This is a genomic window from Nonomuraea longispora (genome assembly GCF_004348345.1).
Taxonomy (GTDB): Bacteria; Actinomycetota; Actinomycetes; order Streptosporangiales; family Streptosporangiaceae; genus Nonomuraea; species Nonomuraea longispora.
Genome location: NZ_SMJZ01000120.1, coordinates 1 through 17,881, shown reverse-complemented (window position 1 = coordinate 17,881; position 17,881 = coordinate 1). Strand labels below are relative to the sequence as shown.

Sequence of the window (17,881 nt, the reverse complement as noted above, 5' to 3'; positions counted from 1 at the left end):
ACCCGACCCGGCCAACGTTCGCGGCCACCCCCTATGCGTGCTGGAGGGCCGGGCGGCGGCCCCGCGTGGCCCAGCGCCACAGCCATTCCAGCGGACCGAACCGGTAACGGCGCAGCCACAGCGTGGAAAACAGCCACTGCGCGGCGAGGACCCCGATCACGACGGCCAGGAGCACGGGCTGGGTCCAGTCCTGCGGGCGGCCGTGCAGGTGCGCCATGGCCAGCACCAGAATCGAAGCGGTGAGGTAGTTCGTCAGCGCCATCTTCCCCAGCGGCGCAAAGAGTGCGTGCAGCGCCGCCCGCAGCGGCGTCCTGAGCAGGAGTAGCAGCACGCACACGTATACCCCGCCGATCAACATACCGGCGACCGCCGTCATGACCCCGGCGGCCCTGCCGTCGGGATTGTTCATCTGCAGGACGATTTGCAGCGCCAGCGTCGGTGCCGCGGCCACCGCGAGCAGCACCCCCGTGATGACCGGTCCCTTCGCGGACTGCTCGATCCGGTCGATCACGCCATATCTGACCAGGGCAGCGCCCGCCAGCAGCAGGCCGGGGGCGAGCAGGTAGCCGTTGGTGAGGAACAGGGACGCCACAAGGACCACAACGGCGAGGACCGCGACCGCCCACCGCGGCAGCCAGGTCGACGGCAGCAGGAACACCAGCCCGGAGGCCGCGTAGATGGCGAGCACGTCACCCGGCCAGATCAGGAACATGTGCAGGAGGCCGATCACGAGCAGCACGAGCAGCCTGCGCACCAGGAGCAGCCGCGGACTCGCCGTACGGCCCTCGGCCGACTCCAGCAGCAGCGCGAACCCCACGCCGAACAGAACGGCAAAGACGGGGAAGAACCGATGATCAACGACGTACCCCATCCAGTCGCTCGCCCCGGGCGGCACGATCTTGCCGCTGATGTTGGAAATCGGCCCAACATTAGCCAGCAAGATCCCACAGAGCGCGAATCCGCGGATCACATCAAGCGCGTCGATACGCCGTCTTCTCTCTGACATGAAGCCCAATTCTGCGGAGCCGTGCCCAACAGCGGCATGGGCCGAAAGTGCCGTGCAGCCGTCCAAGATCGTACTTTCGGCCGGTTGCTCCCGCGAACGCCCGGCCACCCAAGCAACGTGACCACGACCCGGCCAACGTTTGTGGTCACCCCACTAGCCGTTCCTGCGCCGGCGGTAGGCGCGCTGCTGGCAGGCGCGTGAGCAGTAGACGCGGGGCCGGCCGGACGGAGCCGGCTCCAACGGGCCGCCGCATTCCCCGCACGTTTCGTCACGCATTTCCTCACGCCGGCGGATGAGGACTTCGACACCGTCGAGCAGCCGGCGCAGGCCGAAGTCGAAGGAGTCCTCCAAGTCGTCCCAGCCGCCCGCGGCCCACAGGCCGGAGATCGCCGGATAGTGGTCGAGGCGTTCCCAGAGCCCGTCGCGCGAGCCCCACCATTCCTGCTCCGACACCCCGCTGCGCCGCTCCTCCCGCTGGGTCTCCACGAGGACCAGCGCCTCCCCGTCGACGAACCGGCCGAGCATGCCCACGACGGCGATGACCTCCGACGGGCGCAGCGCCGTGCCGGTCAGCGTGCCCAGCATGTAGTCGTAATGCGCGACGCCGTTGGGGCCGGGCACGTGGCGGGGCCCGCGCACCTCGGCCAACCACGGGTGCCGCTTGCGGATCTCCCACGCGTGCCTGGCCACGGCCTCCAGACGGGCCCGCCAGCCTCCCGTCCCAGGGGGGTGCGGATGCTCGCCGAGCACGTCGTCGAGCATCAGGTCGACGAGCTGGTCGCGGCCGGGCACGTGGCGGTAGAGCGACATGGTCGTGAAGCCGAGCCGGTCGGCGACCTTGCGCATCGACAGGCCCGACAGCCCCTCGGCGTCGGCGAGCTCGACGGCGGCGCGCACGATCCTGGGCAGGCTCAGGCCCTGTCGCGGCTCGGGGTCGCCGGTCCGCCACAGCAGCTCGACCGCGTGGTCGGGGTCGTCCGCCCTGCCCCTCGCCATGTGCGCCCTCCTTGTTTATGGTGTACTACTACGTGTACGGCATAAACAGCAAAGGTGGTCCGAATGTTCCAGTTCCACGTGGCGCCGTCCGGCGACGACTCCTGGCCGGGATCCGCCGAACGCCCCTTCGCCACCCTCGATCGCGCCAGGGCCGCGGCCCGCGAGAGCGAGGGTGACGCCGTCGTCCACCTTAGGGGCGGCGTTCACACGCTCGCGCGGCCGTTCGAGCTCACCGAGGCCGACGCCGGGACCGTCTACCAGGCGTACGGCTACGGCACCCCCGCGCAGGAGGAGCCCGTGATCAGCGGCGGCCGGGCGATCACCGGGTGGCGGGAGCGCGACGGCGTCTGGGCGGCCGAGGTCGGCGACCTGGAGACCCGCCAGCTCTACGTCGACGGGCGCCGCGCCGAGCGGGCCGCCGTCCCAGGGCTGCCCGGCGAGGCCCGCGCGACCGCCACCGGCTACGTGACCGACGTGCCGCTCGGGTGGCGCGGCCCCGCGGGCGTCGAGTTCGTCTTCCGGGGCGTCTACCCCTGGACGGAGGCCCGCTGCGGGGTCGCGGACGTCTCCCTCGACGGGGACGCCACGGTGATCACCATGGCGCAGCCCGCCTTCGGGTGGGCGCGCGAGCTGTACAACTCCACGTGGGAGGGGCAGTCGTCGAGCGGTCCCGGCCTGCCGACCCGCGTCGAGAACGACGCCGCCTTCCTGGCCGAGCCGGGGACCTTCGTGCTCGACCGGTCGCGTCCGGGGCGGCACGTGCTGTTGTACCTGCCGCTTCCAGGGGAGCACCCATCCCGTACGCGGGTCGTCGCGCCCGTCCTCGAACGCCTGGTGAGCGTCACGGGGGCGCGCGACGTGGCGTTCAAGGGCCTGGTGTTCGCCGAGGCGACCTGGTTGCGCCCGAGCGCCGCGGAAGGGTTCCTGCACTACCACGGCACCGGCTTCTACGAGGGTGGCGGCACCGAGACGGCCGTCATCGGGGAAGGGGCGTCCGTGACGTATCCCGCCGCTTACGTCACGATCCCTGCCTGCGTCGCCCTCGACGCCACCGAGAACGTGCAGATCGAGGGATGCCGCTTCACCCGGCTCGGCGCGTCCGGGCTGGGCGTCACCGGGGGCGCCGGTCCGGCGGTGCGCGGCTGCGCGTTCGACACGCTGTCGGGTGCCGGCATCGAGGTCTCCGGCAGCCACGCGACCTCGATCGAGGACAACCGGGTGCACCACATCGGGCTCGAGTTCAGCGGCGCGCCGGGCATCTCCGTGGCGGGCACGCGTGACTGCGTCGTCGCGCACAACGAGATCACCCACGTGCCCCACTGCGGGATCGTCGTGGGGCCAGGGCAGGGCGCCCGGATCCTGCGCAACCTCACGGCCGGCACCATGGAGGTGCTGGCGGACGGGGGCGGCGTCTACCTGTCGGGGCCGCAAGGCGACTCTCCGGACAACCAGGCGCTCGTCCAGGGGAACGTCATCGAGGACACGCGCACGCCGTACAACTTCGGGCTCTACACCGACTACGGGGCCTCGTGGGTGACGGTGGAGGGCAACGTCGTCCTGCGGGCCGACAACACGGCCGTGCTCCACGTGGGACCGCCGCTGGAGAACGCGGTCTACCGGGGGAACTTCTGGGACCAGGATCCGCTCGGACACGACAATCCGCCCAGCGGGGTCATATATGAGGGAAATGTGACGTATAAGGATGAACGGGAGCTTAACGCCGCAACCGCCGGCATCCGTGCCGAAGCCGGGCCTAGGCGTTGAGCCTGCGGACGACCTCGTCGTGGAGGGTGCCGTTGGTGCAGACCAGGCTGCCGCCCTCCAGGCCCTTCACGCCGGCCACGTCGGTCCACACGCCGCCGGCCTCCTCGACGATCACGGTGAGCGCCGCCATGTCCCACGGTGACAGCTCGGGCTCCGCGGACACGTCCACCGAGCCCTCCGCGACCATCATGTGCGACCAGAAGTCGCCGTACGCCCTTGTACGCCAGCAGGCGCGGCCGAGATCGACGAAGTTGTCGAGCCGGCCCGTCTTCTCCCAGCCGCTGAAGCTGGAATAGGAGAACGACGCGTCATCCAGGGTCGAGACCGACGACACGGTCATCCTGGACGCCTTGGTCAGGCTCTTGCCGGTCCACGCCCCGCCCTCGGTGGCCGCCCACCAGCGTCTGCCGAGCGCGGGGGCCGACACGAGGCCGACGACGACCTCGCCGTACTCCATGAGCGCGATCAGCGTCGCCCACACGGGCACGCCGCGCACGTAGTTCTTCGTGCCGTCGATGGGGTCGATGATCCACGACCGGGCGCCCCACCCGGTCTTGCCGAACTCCTCTCCCACGACGGCGTCGCGGGGCCTGGCACGGCGCAGCGTGCCCCTGATGGCCTCCTCCACCGCGCGGTCGGCGTCGCTGACCGGAGTCAGATCTGGCTTGGTGTCGACCTTCAGGTCGACCGCCTTGAACCGCCGCATGGTCATGTCATCGGCGGCGTCCGCCATGACATGCGCGAGGCGAAGATCATCGTTATAACCCTGCACGATCGCCCACGCTACCCTGAGTCGGATACCGAACATCAGTCACCAACGTCTCTTTTCTGGTAACCGGTATCCCTTTTCCCTGTCAGCAGTAAGTACGTCATGTCGAGAGATGTCACTGATCTTCCCTGGCGATCCGCACCATTTGCCCACCCTTTGACGGCGGGAAAGACTCACAGGTCGTCGGGAGCACCGTCGCGGCTGGACAGGAGGCGGCGGAGCGACTCCAGGCGTGCGGGGTCGGCGTTGCCGGCGGCCACCCAGGCGTCGAGCGCGCAGCCATCGCCCAGGTGGGTGCAGCCCTTCGGGCACTCGACCGTGCCCTCCACCAGGTCGGGGAACGCGGCCAGCACCGTCTCCACCGACACGTGGGCCAGCCCGAAGCTGCGCACCCCTGGGGTGTCGATGATCCAGCCGCCCTCGGGCAGCTCCAGGGCGACGGCCGAGCTGGAGGTGTGGCGGCCGCGGCCCGTGACCGCGTTGACCTGGGAGACGGCTCGGTTGGCGTCGGGGACCAGGGCGTTGACCAGGGTGGACTTGCCGACCCCCGAATGGCCGACCATGACGCTGATGCGCCCGGTCAGATGGTCGCGCAGCTCGTCGAGAGAGCCGCCCTTGCGCACGACCACGTGCTCGACGCCCAGCGGTTCGTACAGGGCGACCAGGCTGCCGGGCGGGGCGAGGTCGGACTTGGTGAGGCAGAGCAGCGCGTCGATCTCGGCGTCGAACGCGGCCACCAGCATGCGGTCGATCATGCGGGGACGGGGCGGGGGGTCGGCCAGGGCGGTCACGATGACGAGCTGCTCGGCGTTGGCGACGACCGGGCGCTCGATGCCGTCGGAGTCGTCGGTGTCGTCGGCCGAGCGGCGCAACATCGAACTGCGCGGCTCCACGCGTACGACCCTCGCCAGGGTGTCGGGACGGCCGGAGACGTCGCCGACCAGGGCGACCCGGTCGCCCACGACGATGCCCTTGCGGCCGAGCTCGCGGGCCTTCATGGCGACCACCAGGCGACGCTGGGCCTGCTGCCGGCGTTTGGCGGCCGACCCCTTCGGGCGTTCCGGCTCGACCAGCACGGTGTAGCGGCCCCGGTCGACGGCGACCACGAAACCTCCGACGGCGTCCTCGTGCGCAGGACGGATCCGGGTGCGCGGCCGTGACCCTTTGCCCGGCCTGACCCGTACGTCGTCCTCGTCGTACTCCCGCTTTCTCAGCGGTCCGCTCCCATACGCTCGCTTCCCCTCTGTGGTCGGTGACAGGGTGCTCCGTGACGCGGGCCGGGTGCGGCAGGGCGGTGCGGGCAGCGCGCGGTCACGTGCCGCCCGTTTCCGACGTGCCCGGGGCTTCCCCCGCGAAACCAGCGGCGGGCAGAGGCCGGATCGCCGGTCTCACCGCAGATCCAGCATCGCCGTCCACATCTGGACGAAGTCCGGCAGGGTCTTGGCGGTCGTCGCGATGTTCTCCACCCGCACGCCGCGGACCGCGAGCCCGATCACCGCTCCCGCGGTGGCCATGCGGTGGTCGTCGTAGCTGTGGAAGGTGCCGCCGCGCAGTGGGCGCGGGCGGATGACCAGGCCGTCCTCCGTCTCCTCCGCGTCGCCGCCGAGGCGGTTGATCTCGGCGGCCAGCGCGGCCAGGCGGTCGGTCTCGTGGCCGCGCAGGTGGCTCACGCCCCGGATGCGGCTCGGGGTGCTCGCGAGCGCGGCCAGCGCGGCGATCGTCGGGGTCAGCTCGCCCACCTCGTGCAGGTCGGCGTCGATGCCGGTGATCTGGCCCGTGCCCGTGACGGCCAGACCGGCCGTGCGCGTGACGGTGGCGCCCATGGAGGTGAGCAGGCCCCGCAGGGCGTCGCCGGGCTGGGTGGTCTCGGCGGGCCACGAAGGGACGGTGACCGTGCCGCCCGTGACGAGCGCGGCGGCCAGGAACGGCGCCGCGTTGGACAGGTCGGGCTCCACCGTGACGTCTCGCGCGGCGATCGGGCCGGGCTCGACGCGCCACACGTCGCGCTCGCCGTCGTCCACCGAGACGCCGGCCGCCCTGAGCATCTGCACCGTCATCTCGATGTGCGGCTGCGAGGGCACCGGCGGGCCCTCGTGGCGGATGGTGACGCCCTTGTCGAAGCGCGCGGCGGCCAGCAGCAGCCCCGAGACGAACTGCGACGAACCCGACGCGTCGAGCGTCACCTCGCCGCCCGTGACGGGTCCTTCGATCGCGAACGGCAGCGCGTCGTTGTCGACCCGGGCCCCCAGCGCGCGCAGCGCGTCGAGAATGGGCCCCATCGGGCGCCTGCGGGCGTGGGGGTCGCCGTCGAAGTGGACCGGGCCGTCCGCCAGGGCGGCCATCGGCGGGACGAAGCGCATGACCGTGCCCGCCAGGCCCGCGTCGATGCGCACGCCGCCGCGGACCGGGCCGGGCGTCACGTGCCAGTCGACCCCCGCGGCGCTCTCGCCGCCCGCCACCATCGTCGTGCCGAGCGCCCGCAGCGCGGCCACCATCAGGTCGGCGTCGCGGCTGCGCAGCGCACCGCGCACCACGCCGGAACCGTCGGCGAGCGCGGCGAGCAGCAGTGCGCGGTTGGTCACAGACTTGGAGCCGGGCAGCGAGACGGTGGAGCTGACGGGAGTGGTCGCCGTCGGTGCGGGCCAGAGCGGAGCGGGCATGGTCAAAGAGTACTGGGAGTGGCGGGACGCGGTCGAAGTCCAGCGCGCCGCCTCGAGCTGGGCCAGCCGGGCGGGCACACGGGAGCGGGAAGGACATGGCAGTGTGGTGTCATGTGCGGTAGATACGCCTCGGCGCGCAAGAAGCACGAACTGCTCGAGGAGTTCCAGGTCGAGCAGGACGGCGACCCTGACAAGGAGCTCGGCGCCGACTACAACGTGGCGCCGACCAAGAACGTCTACGCCGTCCTGAGCCGCGTCCCCGACCAGGCGCAGCGGGCGGTCCGCCAGCTCAGGGTCCTCAAGTGGGGCCTCGTCCCCGCCTGGGCGAAGGACCCGTCGATCGGCTCGCGGCTGATCAACGCCAGGGCCGAGACGCTGGCGGAGAAGCCGTCCTACCGCCGGGCGTTCGCCAAGCGCAGATGCCTGCTGCCGGCCGACGGCTATTTCGAGTGGATGCCGGTCGAGGGCGAGAAGAAGAAGCAGCCGTACTTCATTCATCCCGCGGACGGCGGGGTGCTGGCCATGGCCGGCCTGTACGAGTTCTGGAAGGACCCGTCGCGCGGCGACGACGACCCGCTCAAGTGGCTGGTCAGCTGTACCGTCATCACGACCGACGCCGAGGACGACCTGGGCCGCATCCACGACAGGATGCCCATGATGATCGAGCGCGACCGCTGGGCCGAATGGCTCGATCCCGGGCTCACCGACACGGGGCGCGCCTCGGAGCTGCTGGTGCCCGCCAAGCCTGGGCGGCTCACGGCGTACGCCGTCTCCACGGATGTGAACAACGTCAGGAACAATGGCCCCCACCTCATCGAACGGCTGCCCGAGGCGGACGAGCCGGCACTGTTCTGAAGGTGTAAGAGGCGCAGCAAGTGGGCATTCGGTGAGGAAAGCGATGCAACCGTTCACTCGGTGTCACCGCCACATAGATCCCCATTGATTGCGCCGGGCGGGGACATCCGGGGAGTCCCGGCCGCGGGCTGCCCTCATCCACCCGGAGGTGCGGATTCGTGGACGTCACGACCGCTCGTGAGCGGCTGAAAGACATGCTCGCCGAACTGGACCGCTCGATCAGGGTCCTCAAAGGCGACCCCGTCGCGGTGCGCGAATACTCGGCGGCCGACGCGGGCTCCGACCTGACCGACACCGACAGCGCGCAGGCCATGCTGACCGTGGCCACGGCGCAGCGCCGCGCGGTCGTGGAGGCGATCGAGCGCATCGACGAAGGCGTGTACGGCAGGTGCGTCGACTGCGGCAAGCCCGTGCCCGAGGGCCGGCTGGAGGCCCGCCCCGATGCCGCGCGGTGCGTGCAGTGCCAGGCGAAGCGGGAGCGCCGCCGCTGAGCGTGCCCTGACCGGGTCAGGAGCCGCCGGCCACGAAGAACGGCGGCTCGTACGCCCAGCGGGACGTTCAGCGCTTGCGGGCGCTGGCGACCAGGTGGATGCCGACGGTGTCGTCGTCGTCGGGATGGGCCTCAAGCTCGGTGCGCACGAGATAGGACAGGGCGCGCGCGTCGGACGAGAGCACGTGGTCCACCGTGGACGGCGACAACACCGTACGCGGGCGCATCCACTCCACCTCCAGACCGGTGCCCGCCAGCAACTCGCGCAACTGCCCGCTGCTGAAGCAGCGGGTGATGCTGCCGTCGGGCCACGGCACGAGCATGACCTCGCCGGTCTGGCGAAGATGCTGCCACTGGCCCTGCTCGGCCAGGATCGCCATGCCCAGCACGAGCGAGTCGACGCACACCAGCGCCCGCCCGCCGGGACGCAGCACTCTGGCCACGTCGCTCATCGCCGACTCGGCCATCAGCTCGACCGACATCGCGCGCTCCTCCGCGAGCACGGCGTCCACGCTCTCGTCGGGCAGGAACGACAGGTCGTCCGCGCGTACGTGACGGACGCGGTCGGCGTCGCGCAATCGGGACTGCGCGTCCACCGTGCGGCGGAAGTCGAGCACCTCGATCACCCGGTGCCCGGCCCTGGCCGCCTGGCCGGACCACCGGCCGCGGCCGCCGGACAGGTCGAGGATCACGGAGGGCTGGCTGGGAAGCCATCGGTTCAGTTGCTCGGCGGCGACGGCGCGATAGAAGGTCCAGTACGGCCCGAGCGTCCCTGAGCCGTTCAGTTCCTCGGCCGGAATGGGCAGCACACGCGACTCCTGGGTTACGGAAAAAGGGCTACCAGCCGGTACGTTATGACGTTCCCCGCACCGGGTCCTTCGTACCTTCTATCTTGCGGGAACAGACAAGGACGCGGGGGTGTTGCGACGAGCATGCTCACATTGCTCAGCCCCCGACCCGCTGACCGGAAGTTCACGGGCCAGCGGGTATCCTCCCCTGAGTACGGTGTTCCGCCACAGTCGGCCACCGGTGATCTTAGGGGGGTGGGTCCGGTGCCCGCGACAGGCGCGGAGACGCTGGAGCAGCGAAGCGAGCGATTCGAGCGCGACGTCATGCCGTATCTCGAACAGCTCTACTCCGCCGCGCTCCGGATGACCCGGAATCCCGCGGACGCGGAGGACCTGCTGCAGGAGACCTTCGCCAAGGCGTTCGCGTCGTTCCACCAGTTCCAGCAGGGCACCAACCTCAAGGCGTGGCTCTACCGGATCCTCACCAACACCTTCATCAACAGCTACCGCAAGAAGCAGCGGGAGCCGAAGCAGTCGGGCGCGGAGGAGATCGAGGACTGGCAACTCGCGCGGGCGGAGTCCCACACATCGAGCGGGCTGAAGTCGGCCGAGGTGGAGGCGCTCGACCACCTGCCCGACGGCGACATCAAGGAGGCTCTGGCGGCACTGCCGGAGGAGTTCAGGATCGCCGTCTACCTGGCCGATGTCGAGGGCTTCCCCTACAAGGAGATCGCCGACATCATGGGCACTCCGATCGGCACCGTGATGTCGAGGCTGCACAGGGGACGCAGGCAGTTGCGGGGCCTCCTTGAGGACTATGCTCGCGAGCGTGGCCTGGTCCCGGCGGAGGGATCGAAATGAGCTGTGGCAATCCGCACGACACCGACTGCCGCGAGGTGCTCGACAAGGTCTACGCCTATCTCGACGGCGAGCTGACCGAGAGCGACATTGCCGGCATCCGCGTGCACCTCGACGAGTGCAGTCCGTGCCTGCAGGAATATGATCTGGACAAAGCGGTGAAAGCGCTCGTGCACAAGCACTGCGGCTGCGATCCGGTCCCGGCCGACCTGCGTTCCAAGGTCCTGGCCCGCATCGCGCAAGTGAGGTCGGAGCTGGCCGACTAGGATCGACCGCATGCGCGTGTTGGTCACCGGGGGTGCCGGGTTCATCGGTTCGAATCTCGTCGATCGCCTGCTGGCCGACGGGCACGAGGTCGACGTGGTCGACGACCTGTCCTCAGGGCGCCGGGGCAACCTGGCGCAGGCGGCCCAGAGCGAGCGGTTCCGGCTGCACGAGTTCGACGTGCGCGACCCCGCGCTCATCGGGCTGGTCGCCGACCTGCAACCCGAGGTCATCTGCCACCTCGCCGCGCAGATCAGCGTACGCAAGAGCGTCGCCGACCCGGTGCACGACGCCTCCGTCAACGTCGCGGGCACGGCGTCCGTGCTGGCCGCGGCGCACGAGGGGCGCACCCGTAAGGTCGTCTTCGCCTCGTCGGTGGCGGTCTACGGCAGGCCGGCGACGATTCCCGTGCCGGGTGACGCGCCCACCGACCCGCGCTCCCCTTACGCGGCCTCCAAACTGAGCGGCGAGACCTACCTCGCCACGTTCCGGGCCCTTTACGGCCTCGAATACACCACGCTGGTGCTCTCCAACGTCTACGGCCCGCGCCAGTCGCCCGAGGGCGAGGCCGGCGTGGTCGCCATCTTCACCGAGGCGCTGCTGTCGGGCACGCCCACGGTCCTCTACGGCGACGGCACCCAGACTCGCGACTACGTCTACGTCGACGACGTGGCCGACGGCTTCGTCAGGGCGTGCGGCGCCGAGGGCAACGGCCGCAGGTTCAACCTCGGCACCGGCATCCAGACCAGCGACCGCCGGCTGCACTCGCTCATCGCCGACGCGGCGGGCGCCCAGGACAAGCCGGGGTTCGCGCAGCCGCGCCTGGGTGACCTGCCGGCGATGGCGGTCGACCCCGTGCCGGCCTACGACGGGCTCCGCTGGCAGCCGCGCACCGACCTGTCGACCGGTGTGAAGAAGACCGTGGAGTGGGCCGCCGCGCATCGCGTCTCGTAGTTGCTTGATTACGCTTTGCTTGCTATTTCACACTCGGGCGGTGCGACCACGTCCTCTTCTGTAGCGTGAAACTCCACAAGCCGACCGTGGAGGCATGCGTATGTTGAAGGCTATGGTCGCCCGGCTGTTCATGGCCGCCGTGCTGGCCGCTCCGATGGTCATGGTGATCGGGGGATCGGTTCCACCAGGGGTCTCCTGGACCTGACCGCCGTGGGGGGCCGCAATGCGTGATCTGCCGTGGCCCGCAAGGGCCTATCTGGTCGCTGTGATCGGGGTGGCGGCCGCTCTCATCGTTCGCGGCGTCGTGGTCTCCGGTGCCCCCGTGGCTCCGGAGAACCTCGACATTCTGCTCGTGCTCGCGCTGCTGTTCCTGGTGTGCGAGTCGATGCCCACGTTGCTCAACGTGGAGCAGTTCGCCGTCTCGGTGAGCTTCTCGGCCTCGCTGGCCGCCGTGGTGCTGCTCGGCCCCGAGGGGGCGGCGCTGGTGGGCCTGACCGCGGTCGTCAGCGTGCGGCCGGGCCTGCCGTGGATCAAACGATTGTTCAACGGCGCGCAGTTCGCGATCTGCGGCTTCGCGGCCGGTTGGGTCTACGTCGCGCTCGACGGGCAGGTCGGCGTGCCCCAGGTCAACGCGTTCGACGACCTGATCGGCCCCTACGTCGCGGCCACCGCGGTCTTCGTGCCGCTCAACATCGTTCTCACCCTCACCGTGATCGCGCTGGCCACGGGGTCGCGCGCCACCGAGGTGCCGATGCGCGGCATGGTGCAGTTCCTGCTGTCCTATTTGGGCTATGGCACGTTCGGGCTGCTGGTGGCGGGGCTCTGGGCCACCGTGGCGTCGATCTCGGCGGTGCTGGTGCTGGTGCCGCTCTTCGTGGCGCGGTGGGCGTTCGGCCAATATCACGCCCAGCAGCGCTCCTACGACGCCACCATCGCCGCGCTCTGCCAGGCCGTGGAGACGAAGGACTATTACACGCGCGGCCACTGCACGCGGGTCTCGCACGCCTCCTCCATGATCGCGCAGGAGATCGGCATGGGGGTCGAGCGGGTGCGGGCGATCCGCTACGCCGGCATGCTGCACGACGTGGGCAAGCTCGGCGTGCCCACCAAGGTGCTGCAGAAGGACGGGCCGCTGACCGAGGAGGAGTTCGCCGCGATCCAGCTGCACCCCATGAGGGGGCTGGAGATCGTACGCGGCATCGGGTTCCTCGACGAGGCCTACGCCGGCATCATGCACCACCACGAGCGCCACGACGGCACCGGCTATCCGATGGGCCTGGCCGGTGACGAGATCCCCGAGTTCGCCAAGGTCATCGCGGTGGCCGACGCGTTCGACTCGATGACCTCCGACCGCTCCTACCGCGGCGCGCGGCCGGTGCCGGTGGCCGTGGAAGAGCTGCGCAAGTGCGCCGGCACCCATTTCGACCCGGTCATGGTGGCGGCCTTCATCCGGGCGCTGGAGCGCGAGCCGTGGCAGTCGCCGCCCCGCGTCGACCCGCCTCCTCCCGAGGCCGCCGAGTCCCCGATCAAGGACCACGACGACCCGACCATGCCCATCGAGGTCGTGACGGGTCAATGATCACCACAGCGCGTCCACGGCGGCGGGCCGAGCGGTCCGTGGGCACGGTCCTGCGCCGGCTCGACTCGGGGCAGCTCCTGCTCATCTGCGCGGCCGGGCTGGTCGCGGTGGCGGGCGTCGGCTACACCGCCGCCGCCGGGCTCGACCGCCCGGAGATCGCGGTCGCGTTCGGCGCGCTGATCGCGGTCGGCGAGCTGGCCAGGCTCACCATGCCGGGCAACAGGGAGGTCGCGCCCATCGGGGCCGCCGCGGCGCTCGGCTACACGTTGCTGCTCGACCTCAGCCAGCATCCACTGCGCCACCCCGCGCTGCAGGTGGTCGCCGTGATCGCGGTCGGCATGATCGCGGGAGCGCTGCCGCACCTGGCCGTCGGTCGTCCGCCGCGCCTCGACGCGATGGCCAGGCGGCTGCTCATCGGCGCGTTGCCGGCGTTCGTGTTCCGGCCTCTCGCCGACCCTCTCTACGAGCTGACCAAGCCGCCGACCAGCACATGGTGGCCCGCGCTCGCGGCCATGGCCACGCTCATCGCGATCACCTTGCTCATCGACGTGCTCATCGCGGCACTGCTGAGGGCGGAGCAGGTGCGCACGGCGTTCCGGGTGGCGGTGCGCGACGAGATCAACATGGCGTTCCCGCTGGGCGCCGCCGTGGGGTCGTCGGGTGTGCTGCTCGCGCTGGCCACGCACAGCATGGACCTGGTGGCGCTGCTGGTGTTCGCCGCGCCGCTGCTGGTCACCCAGGTGGCCTTCAGGAAATACGCCGGCATCCGCGCGACCTATCTGCAGACCGTACGCGCCCTGTCCCGGGTGACGGAGGTGGGCGGCTACGTCGAGCCCGGCCACTCGCGCCGGGTGAGCCGGCTGGCCGTGGCCATCGGCAGGGAGCTGGGCATGGCCGAGCCCGAGCTGCTGGAGCTGGAATACGCGGCGCTGATGCACGACATCGGCCAGCTGTCGTTGCGCGATCCTATTCCCGGCGGCGCGACCGTGCTCACCGAGCCCGAGCAGGCCCGCCGCATCGCCGAGCTGGGTGCCGAGGTGATCAGGCAGACGGGCGTGCTCGACCGCGTGGCGGAAGTGGTCAGGCGGCAGTGCGACCCGATCACCGAGGATCCGCCGCTGTCGAGCCGCATCATCAAGGTCGCCAACGCCTACGACGACCTGGTGGGGCCTTCGACCGACCGCGACCGTGCCGGGGCCGCGCTGGAACGCGTCCGGCAGTCGCCCGGCGGCTCCTACGACCCTCACGCGATCGAGGCGCTCGGGCGCGTGATCGACCGCGGCCGCGTCTGAGCTGTTGTCGGCCCGACGCATTCAGCGGCCCGCGGAGCGCTCCTCATTGTGGGGTTCCTACAGATCGTGCTGGCCGCTTCGGTGGTTTCGAGGGAAAGGGGTCAAGCAGGCGGCGGCCATAGGGTGGTCGGCGTGCTTACTGAGACGCTCGGACCCGTTCTGGTCGCCAACCGAGGTGAGATCGCGCGGCGGATCATCCGCACGGTCAAACGGATGGGCCTGCGTGCCGTCGCCGTGCACTCGGAGGCCGACGCCGACCTGCCCTTCGTCCGCGAGGCCGACGAGGCGGTGCTGATCGGCCCCGCCAACCCCGCGCAGAGTTACCTCGACGCAGGCAAGGTGCTGGAGGCGGCCCGCGCGACGGGCGCGCGGTCCGTGCACCCGGGCTACGGCTTCCTCGCCGAGAACGCCGCATTCGCCAGGGCCGTGATCGAGGCGGGCATGGTGTGGATCGGGCCCGCGCCCGAGGCGATCGACAGGATGGGCGACAAGATCAACGCCAGGAACCTCATGGAGGCCGCGGGCGTCCCGGTCGCCGCTGGCACCCGCGAGCCGGTCACCGACCTGTCGCTGGCGCTGCGGGCCGCCGAGTCCATCGGCTACCCGGTCATGGTCAAGACCGCGGGCGGCGGCGGTGGCATCGGCATGAGCGTGGCCTACGACGACGAGGGCCTGGGCAAGGCATACGACCAGGCGGCCAGGGCGGCGGCGAGGTTCGCCGGGAGCGCGGGCGACGCGCTCGACGGGCCGGCCGTGCTGCTAGAGCGCTACATCGAGCGGGCCCGTCACGTCGAGGTGCAGATCCTCGGCCTGCCCGACGGCCGGGTCGTGGCGCTGGGCGAGCGCGACTGCTCGGTGCAGCGCCGCCACCAGAAGGTCGTCGAGGAGTCGCCGTCCCCCGGCATCACGCCGGAGCTGCGCGAGCGCATGCTGGCCGCCGCCGTGCGGGTCGGCGAGGCCGTCGGCTATGCCGGCGCGGGCACGGTCGAGTGCCTGGTCGACGCCGACCGCCAAGACTTCGTGTTCCTGGAGATGAACACCAGGCTGCAGGTCGAGCACCCGGTCACCGAGCTGGTCACCGGCGTCGACCTGGTCGAGCTGCAACTGCGCGTCGCGGCGGGCGAGAGCCCCGAGGTGCCGGCCGAGCCGGCCGGGCACGCGATCGAGTTCCGCGTCTACGCGGAGGACCCGAAGCGGTTCTTCCCTGGCCCCGGCACGATCACGACGTGGGAGGAGCCGGTCGCCGACGGCGTGCGCGTCGACTCCGGCTACGAGTCGGGCAACACGGTCACCCCGTTCTACGACCCGCTGATGGCCAAACTCTGCGTACGCGGAGAGAGCCGCGCCGACGCGCTGGAGAAAGGCCGCAAGGCGGTCGCGGCGTTCACCGTAGAGGGACCCAAGAACAATCTGCCATTCTGTGCGGAGCTGCTGGAGAACGCGGAGTTCGTCGCCGGCGACTACGACACCGGTCTGGTCGCGCGCATGCGCGCCTAGGCCGCGGACATTATCGGATCAGGGAAAGAGGGGAGTCGCGGTGGCTGAGGTACGCGCCGAGATGGTGGCCAACGTGTGGAAGGTCGTCGTCCGCGAGGGCGACACCGTCTCCGAGGGGGACACGCTGGTCATCCTCGAGTCGATGAAGATGGAGATCCCGGTGCTCGCCGAGGACGACGGCACGGTGGCCCAGCTCAAGGTGGCCGAGGGCGATGTGATCCAGGAAGGCGACCTGATCGCCGTCATCGACGACTAGCGACGTTCGCTCGCGGCCAGGAACCGGACGCGGTCGACGACGACGCGCTCGATTGTGCCCTTGCCCACGACGGCGTGCTCGTCGTGGGCCTCGAAGGCGAAGGTCAGGCGCCGGCCGTCGACCCGGGTCAGCTCGACGCCGACGCGGACGCGGGTGCCGAGCGGGCTGGCGGCCACGTGCTCCAGCTCGACCCGGGTGCCGACGGATGTCTGGCCCGGCGCGAGGTGCCGCTCGACGGCGCGCACGGTCGCGGCCTCGGCCAGCGCGAGCAGCCGGGGCGTGGCCAGCACGGGCACGTCTCCGCTGCCCACGCTCTTGGCGGTGTCGTCCATCTCGACCACGAGGAGCGACTGGGCACGAAGACCGGGAGCGAGCGTCATGGGATCAGCCTAGCGATCCGGTTGTTGAGTTCCGGGAAACGCGGACAAGTCCCGGCGTCAGGCCGCAGGATAGAGTTTGTACGGCTTGAGGCATTTGAGTGGCATGTGGGACAGGTGAGTCGTACACTCTCTGAGTTCCGTGACCACTGTGTTACCTTACCGCGATAAAAGTTCGCTTTGTTGGAGACTCGCGGGGTGGGAGAGGTTACCGGAGTAGGGGGATAACGGGGGCGTCATGGTGGCACAAGGGACGACGCTGGCGGGGCGGTATCGACTGGATACCCGCATCGGCGCCGGCGGCATGGGCGAAGTGTGGCGGGGCGAGGACATCGTCCTGGCCCGCACGGTCGCCGTCAAAGTGCTGCTGCCAGGCCGCATGGAAGACCCCGGGTTCGTCGCTCGCTTCCAGGGGGAGGCGCGGGCGATGGCCACGATCAACCACTCCGGCGTGGTCGACGTCTACGACTACGGCGTCAGCGGCGACACCGTCTACCTGGTGATGAAGTTCGTCGACGGCGAACCGCTCGACCGCTTACTGTCCAGGCTGGGCCGCATCGCGCCCCAGCAGGCCATGGAGCTGATCGCGCAGGCCGCCTCGGCGTTGCAGGCCGTGCACGACCAGGGCATCGTGCACCGCGACGTCAAGCCGGGCAACCTGCTCGTGCAACGCGACGGCACGCTGGTGCTGACCGACTTCGGCATCGCCAGGTCCGATCTGGCCAACCGGCTCACCGACGCCGGCATGGTGCTCGGCACGGCCGCCTACTGCGCGCCCGAGCAGGCCGAGGGCGCGCCTGTCACGCCCGCGGTCGACGTCTACGCGCTCGGCGTGGTCGCGTACGAGTGCCTGATGGGGCAGCGGCCGTTCGACGGCGACAGCGCGGTCACGATCGCGCTCAAGCACATCCGCGAGGCCCCGCCGCCGCTGCCCGCCGAGATCCCCCCGGTGGTGCGCACGCTGGTCGAGGTCGCGCTGTCGAAGGAGCCGGGCAGGCGCTACCCGTCGGCCAAGGCCATGAGCGAAGCTGCCCGCGCGGCCGCCAGCGGTCAGGCCTCTCCGGTGCCCGAGCCGGTTCAGGCGCCCCCCGCGGAGCCGGCGGCTCCGCCGATGGAGGCGTACCAGACGGGTGCGCACCAGCAGGTGGACACAAGCGTGTCCGAGCGCCGCGGGGGCAGCCGGCGGGCGGCGAAGGCGCCGCGCAGGACCGGCCTGATCACGGGCATCGCGGTCGCGGTGGTGCTCGGCGCGGGCGCGGGCGCCGTCGCCCTGACCGGCATGACCCCCGGCGAGCCGCAGATCACCGAGACCGCCGAGCCGAAGAACGACACCTCGCCCATCGACCCGCCTCCCAAGACGAGAACCGCCAGACCGCCCGAGCCGGAGCCGACGACCGAGGAGCCGAAGCCCACCATCACGCGGCCGCGGCCGTCCGAGACGAGGCCGACAAGGGAGCCGACCAGGACGCCCACCCC

18 protein-coding genes are annotated in these 17,881 nt (G+C 70.7%); 11 read left to right on the top strand and 7 right to left on the bottom strand.

The window, feature by feature from the left end; all coding sequences use genetic code 11:
- Positions 1-31: 31 nt before the first annotated feature.
- Positions 32-1,072, bottom strand: a complete 1,041-nt coding sequence (locus E1267_RS27400; RefSeq protein ID WP_246064296.1) for a DUF418 domain-containing protein — start codon at positions 1,070-1,072, stop codon at positions 32-34.
- A gap of 87 nt (positions 1,073-1,159) precedes the next feature.
- Entirely contained in the window at positions 1,160-2,002 is an 843-nt protein-coding gene (locus E1267_RS27395; protein ID WP_132336399.1) for a TetR/AcrR family transcriptional regulator, read from the bottom strand.
- 63 nt (positions 2,003-2,065) lie between these two features.
- Between E1267_RS27395 and E1267_RS27390 the strand changes: the two genes are divergently transcribed.
- Positions 2,066-3,766 (top strand): right-handed parallel beta-helix repeat-containing protein, encoded by a 1,701-nt coding sequence (locus E1267_RS27390; RefSeq protein WP_132336397.1) that lies wholly within the window; start codon positions 2,066-2,068, stop codon positions 3,764-3,766.
- Here the strand turns inward: E1267_RS27390 and hisN are convergent.
- The 3 genes from hisN to aroA all read right to left on the bottom strand — a co-directional run bounded on the left by hisN (position 3,756) and on the right by aroA (position 7,195).
- Positions 3,756-4,574, bottom strand: coding sequence for a histidinol-phosphatase (gene hisN, locus E1267_RS27385; RefSeq protein ID WP_132336395.1), 819 nt, complete (start codon positions 4,572-4,574; stop codon positions 3,756-3,758). The genes E1267_RS27390 and hisN overlap by 11 nt on opposite strands.
- A 134-nt stretch (positions 4,575-4,708) precedes the next feature.
- Positions 4,709-5,749 (bottom strand): ribosome small subunit-dependent GTPase A, encoded by a 1,041-nt coding sequence (rsgA, locus tag E1267_RS27380; protein WP_132336393.1) that lies wholly within the window; start codon positions 5,747-5,749, stop codon positions 4,709-4,711.
- Positions 5,750-5,923: 174 nt separating this feature from the next.
- Positions 5,924-7,195: a 3-phosphoshikimate 1-carboxyvinyltransferase gene (aroA, locus tag E1267_RS27375; RefSeq protein WP_132336391.1), complete on the bottom strand. Its 1,272-nt coding sequence runs from the start codon at positions 7,193-7,195 to the stop codon at positions 5,924-5,926.
- Between the two features lie 111 nt (positions 7,196-7,306).
- Between aroA and E1267_RS27370 the strand changes: the two genes are divergently transcribed.
- Positions 7,307-8,050 carry an SOS response-associated peptidase gene (locus E1267_RS27370; protein WP_132336389.1) on the top strand — a complete coding sequence of 248 codons (744 nt, stop codon included), beginning with the start codon at positions 7,307-7,309 and terminating at the stop codon, positions 8,048-8,050.
- A 158-nt stretch (positions 8,051-8,208) separates the two neighbouring features.
- Complete coding sequence (locus tag E1267_RS27365) at positions 8,209-8,541, top strand: TraR/DksA family transcriptional regulator (protein WP_132336387.1); 333 nt, start codon at positions 8,209-8,211, stop codon at positions 8,539-8,541.
- Positions 8,542-8,608: 67 nt separating this feature from the next.
- Here E1267_RS27365 and E1267_RS27360 read toward each other — a convergent pair whose 3' ends face one another.
- Complete coding sequence (locus E1267_RS27360; protein WP_132336385.1) at positions 8,609-9,349, bottom strand: class I SAM-dependent methyltransferase; 741 nt, start codon at positions 9,347-9,349, stop codon at positions 8,609-8,611.
- 234 nt (positions 9,350-9,583) lie between these two features.
- Between E1267_RS27360 and E1267_RS27355 the strand changes: the two genes are divergently transcribed.
- From E1267_RS27355 to E1267_RS27325, 7 genes are all read left to right on the top strand, one after another.
- Positions 9,584-10,189 (top strand): sigma-70 family RNA polymerase sigma factor, encoded by a 606-nt coding sequence (locus E1267_RS27355; protein ID WP_132336383.1) that lies wholly within the window; start codon positions 9,584-9,586, stop codon positions 10,187-10,189.
- A complete protein-coding gene (gene rsrA / locus E1267_RS27350; RefSeq protein WP_132336381.1) occupies positions 10,186-10,452 on the top strand; it encodes a mycothiol system anti-sigma-R factor in 267 nt (88 codons plus the stop codon). The genes E1267_RS27355 and rsrA overlap by 4 nt, the downstream gene beginning before the upstream one ends.
- 10 nt (positions 10,453-10,462) lie before the next feature.
- Complete coding sequence (locus E1267_RS27345) at positions 10,463-11,404, top strand: NAD-dependent epimerase/dehydratase family protein (RefSeq protein WP_132336379.1); 942 nt, start codon at positions 10,463-10,465, stop codon at positions 11,402-11,404.
- A gap of 223 nt (positions 11,405-11,627) precedes the next feature.
- A complete protein-coding gene (locus tag E1267_RS27340) occupies positions 11,628-12,983 on the top strand; it encodes an HD-GYP domain-containing protein (RefSeq protein ID WP_132336377.1) in 1,356 nt (451 codons plus the stop codon).
- Positions 12,980-14,275: an HD domain-containing protein gene (locus tag E1267_RS27335; RefSeq protein WP_132336375.1), complete on the top strand. Its 1,296-nt coding sequence runs from the start codon at positions 12,980-12,982 to the stop codon at positions 14,273-14,275. Before E1267_RS27340 ends, E1267_RS27335 begins: the two co-directional genes overlap by 4 nt.
- A 132-nt stretch (positions 14,276-14,407) precedes the next feature.
- Positions 14,408-15,772 carry an acetyl-CoA carboxylase biotin carboxylase subunit gene (locus E1267_RS27330; RefSeq protein WP_246064295.1) on the top strand — a complete coding sequence of 455 codons (1,365 nt, stop codon included), beginning with the start codon at positions 14,408-14,410 and terminating at the stop codon, positions 15,770-15,772.
- A gap of 40 nt (positions 15,773-15,812) precedes the next feature.
- Complete coding sequence (locus E1267_RS27325) at positions 15,813-16,028, top strand: biotin/lipoyl-binding carrier protein (protein ID WP_132336371.1); 216 nt, start codon at positions 15,813-15,815, stop codon at positions 16,026-16,028.
- Here the strand turns inward: E1267_RS27325 and E1267_RS27320 are convergent.
- On the bottom strand, positions 16,025-16,408 hold the full coding sequence (locus E1267_RS27320; protein ID WP_132336369.1) for a thioesterase family protein: 384 nt from the start codon (positions 16,406-16,408) through the stop codon (positions 16,025-16,027). The genes E1267_RS27325 and E1267_RS27320 overlap by 4 nt on opposite strands.
- A gap of 235 nt (positions 16,409-16,643) precedes the next feature.
- On the opposite strand from E1267_RS27320, the gene E1267_RS27315 reads away from it, so the two are divergent.
- On the top strand, positions 16,644-17,881 hold a 1,238-nt coding region (locus tag E1267_RS27315; protein ID WP_132336367.1), incomplete at its 3' end, for a serine/threonine-protein kinase.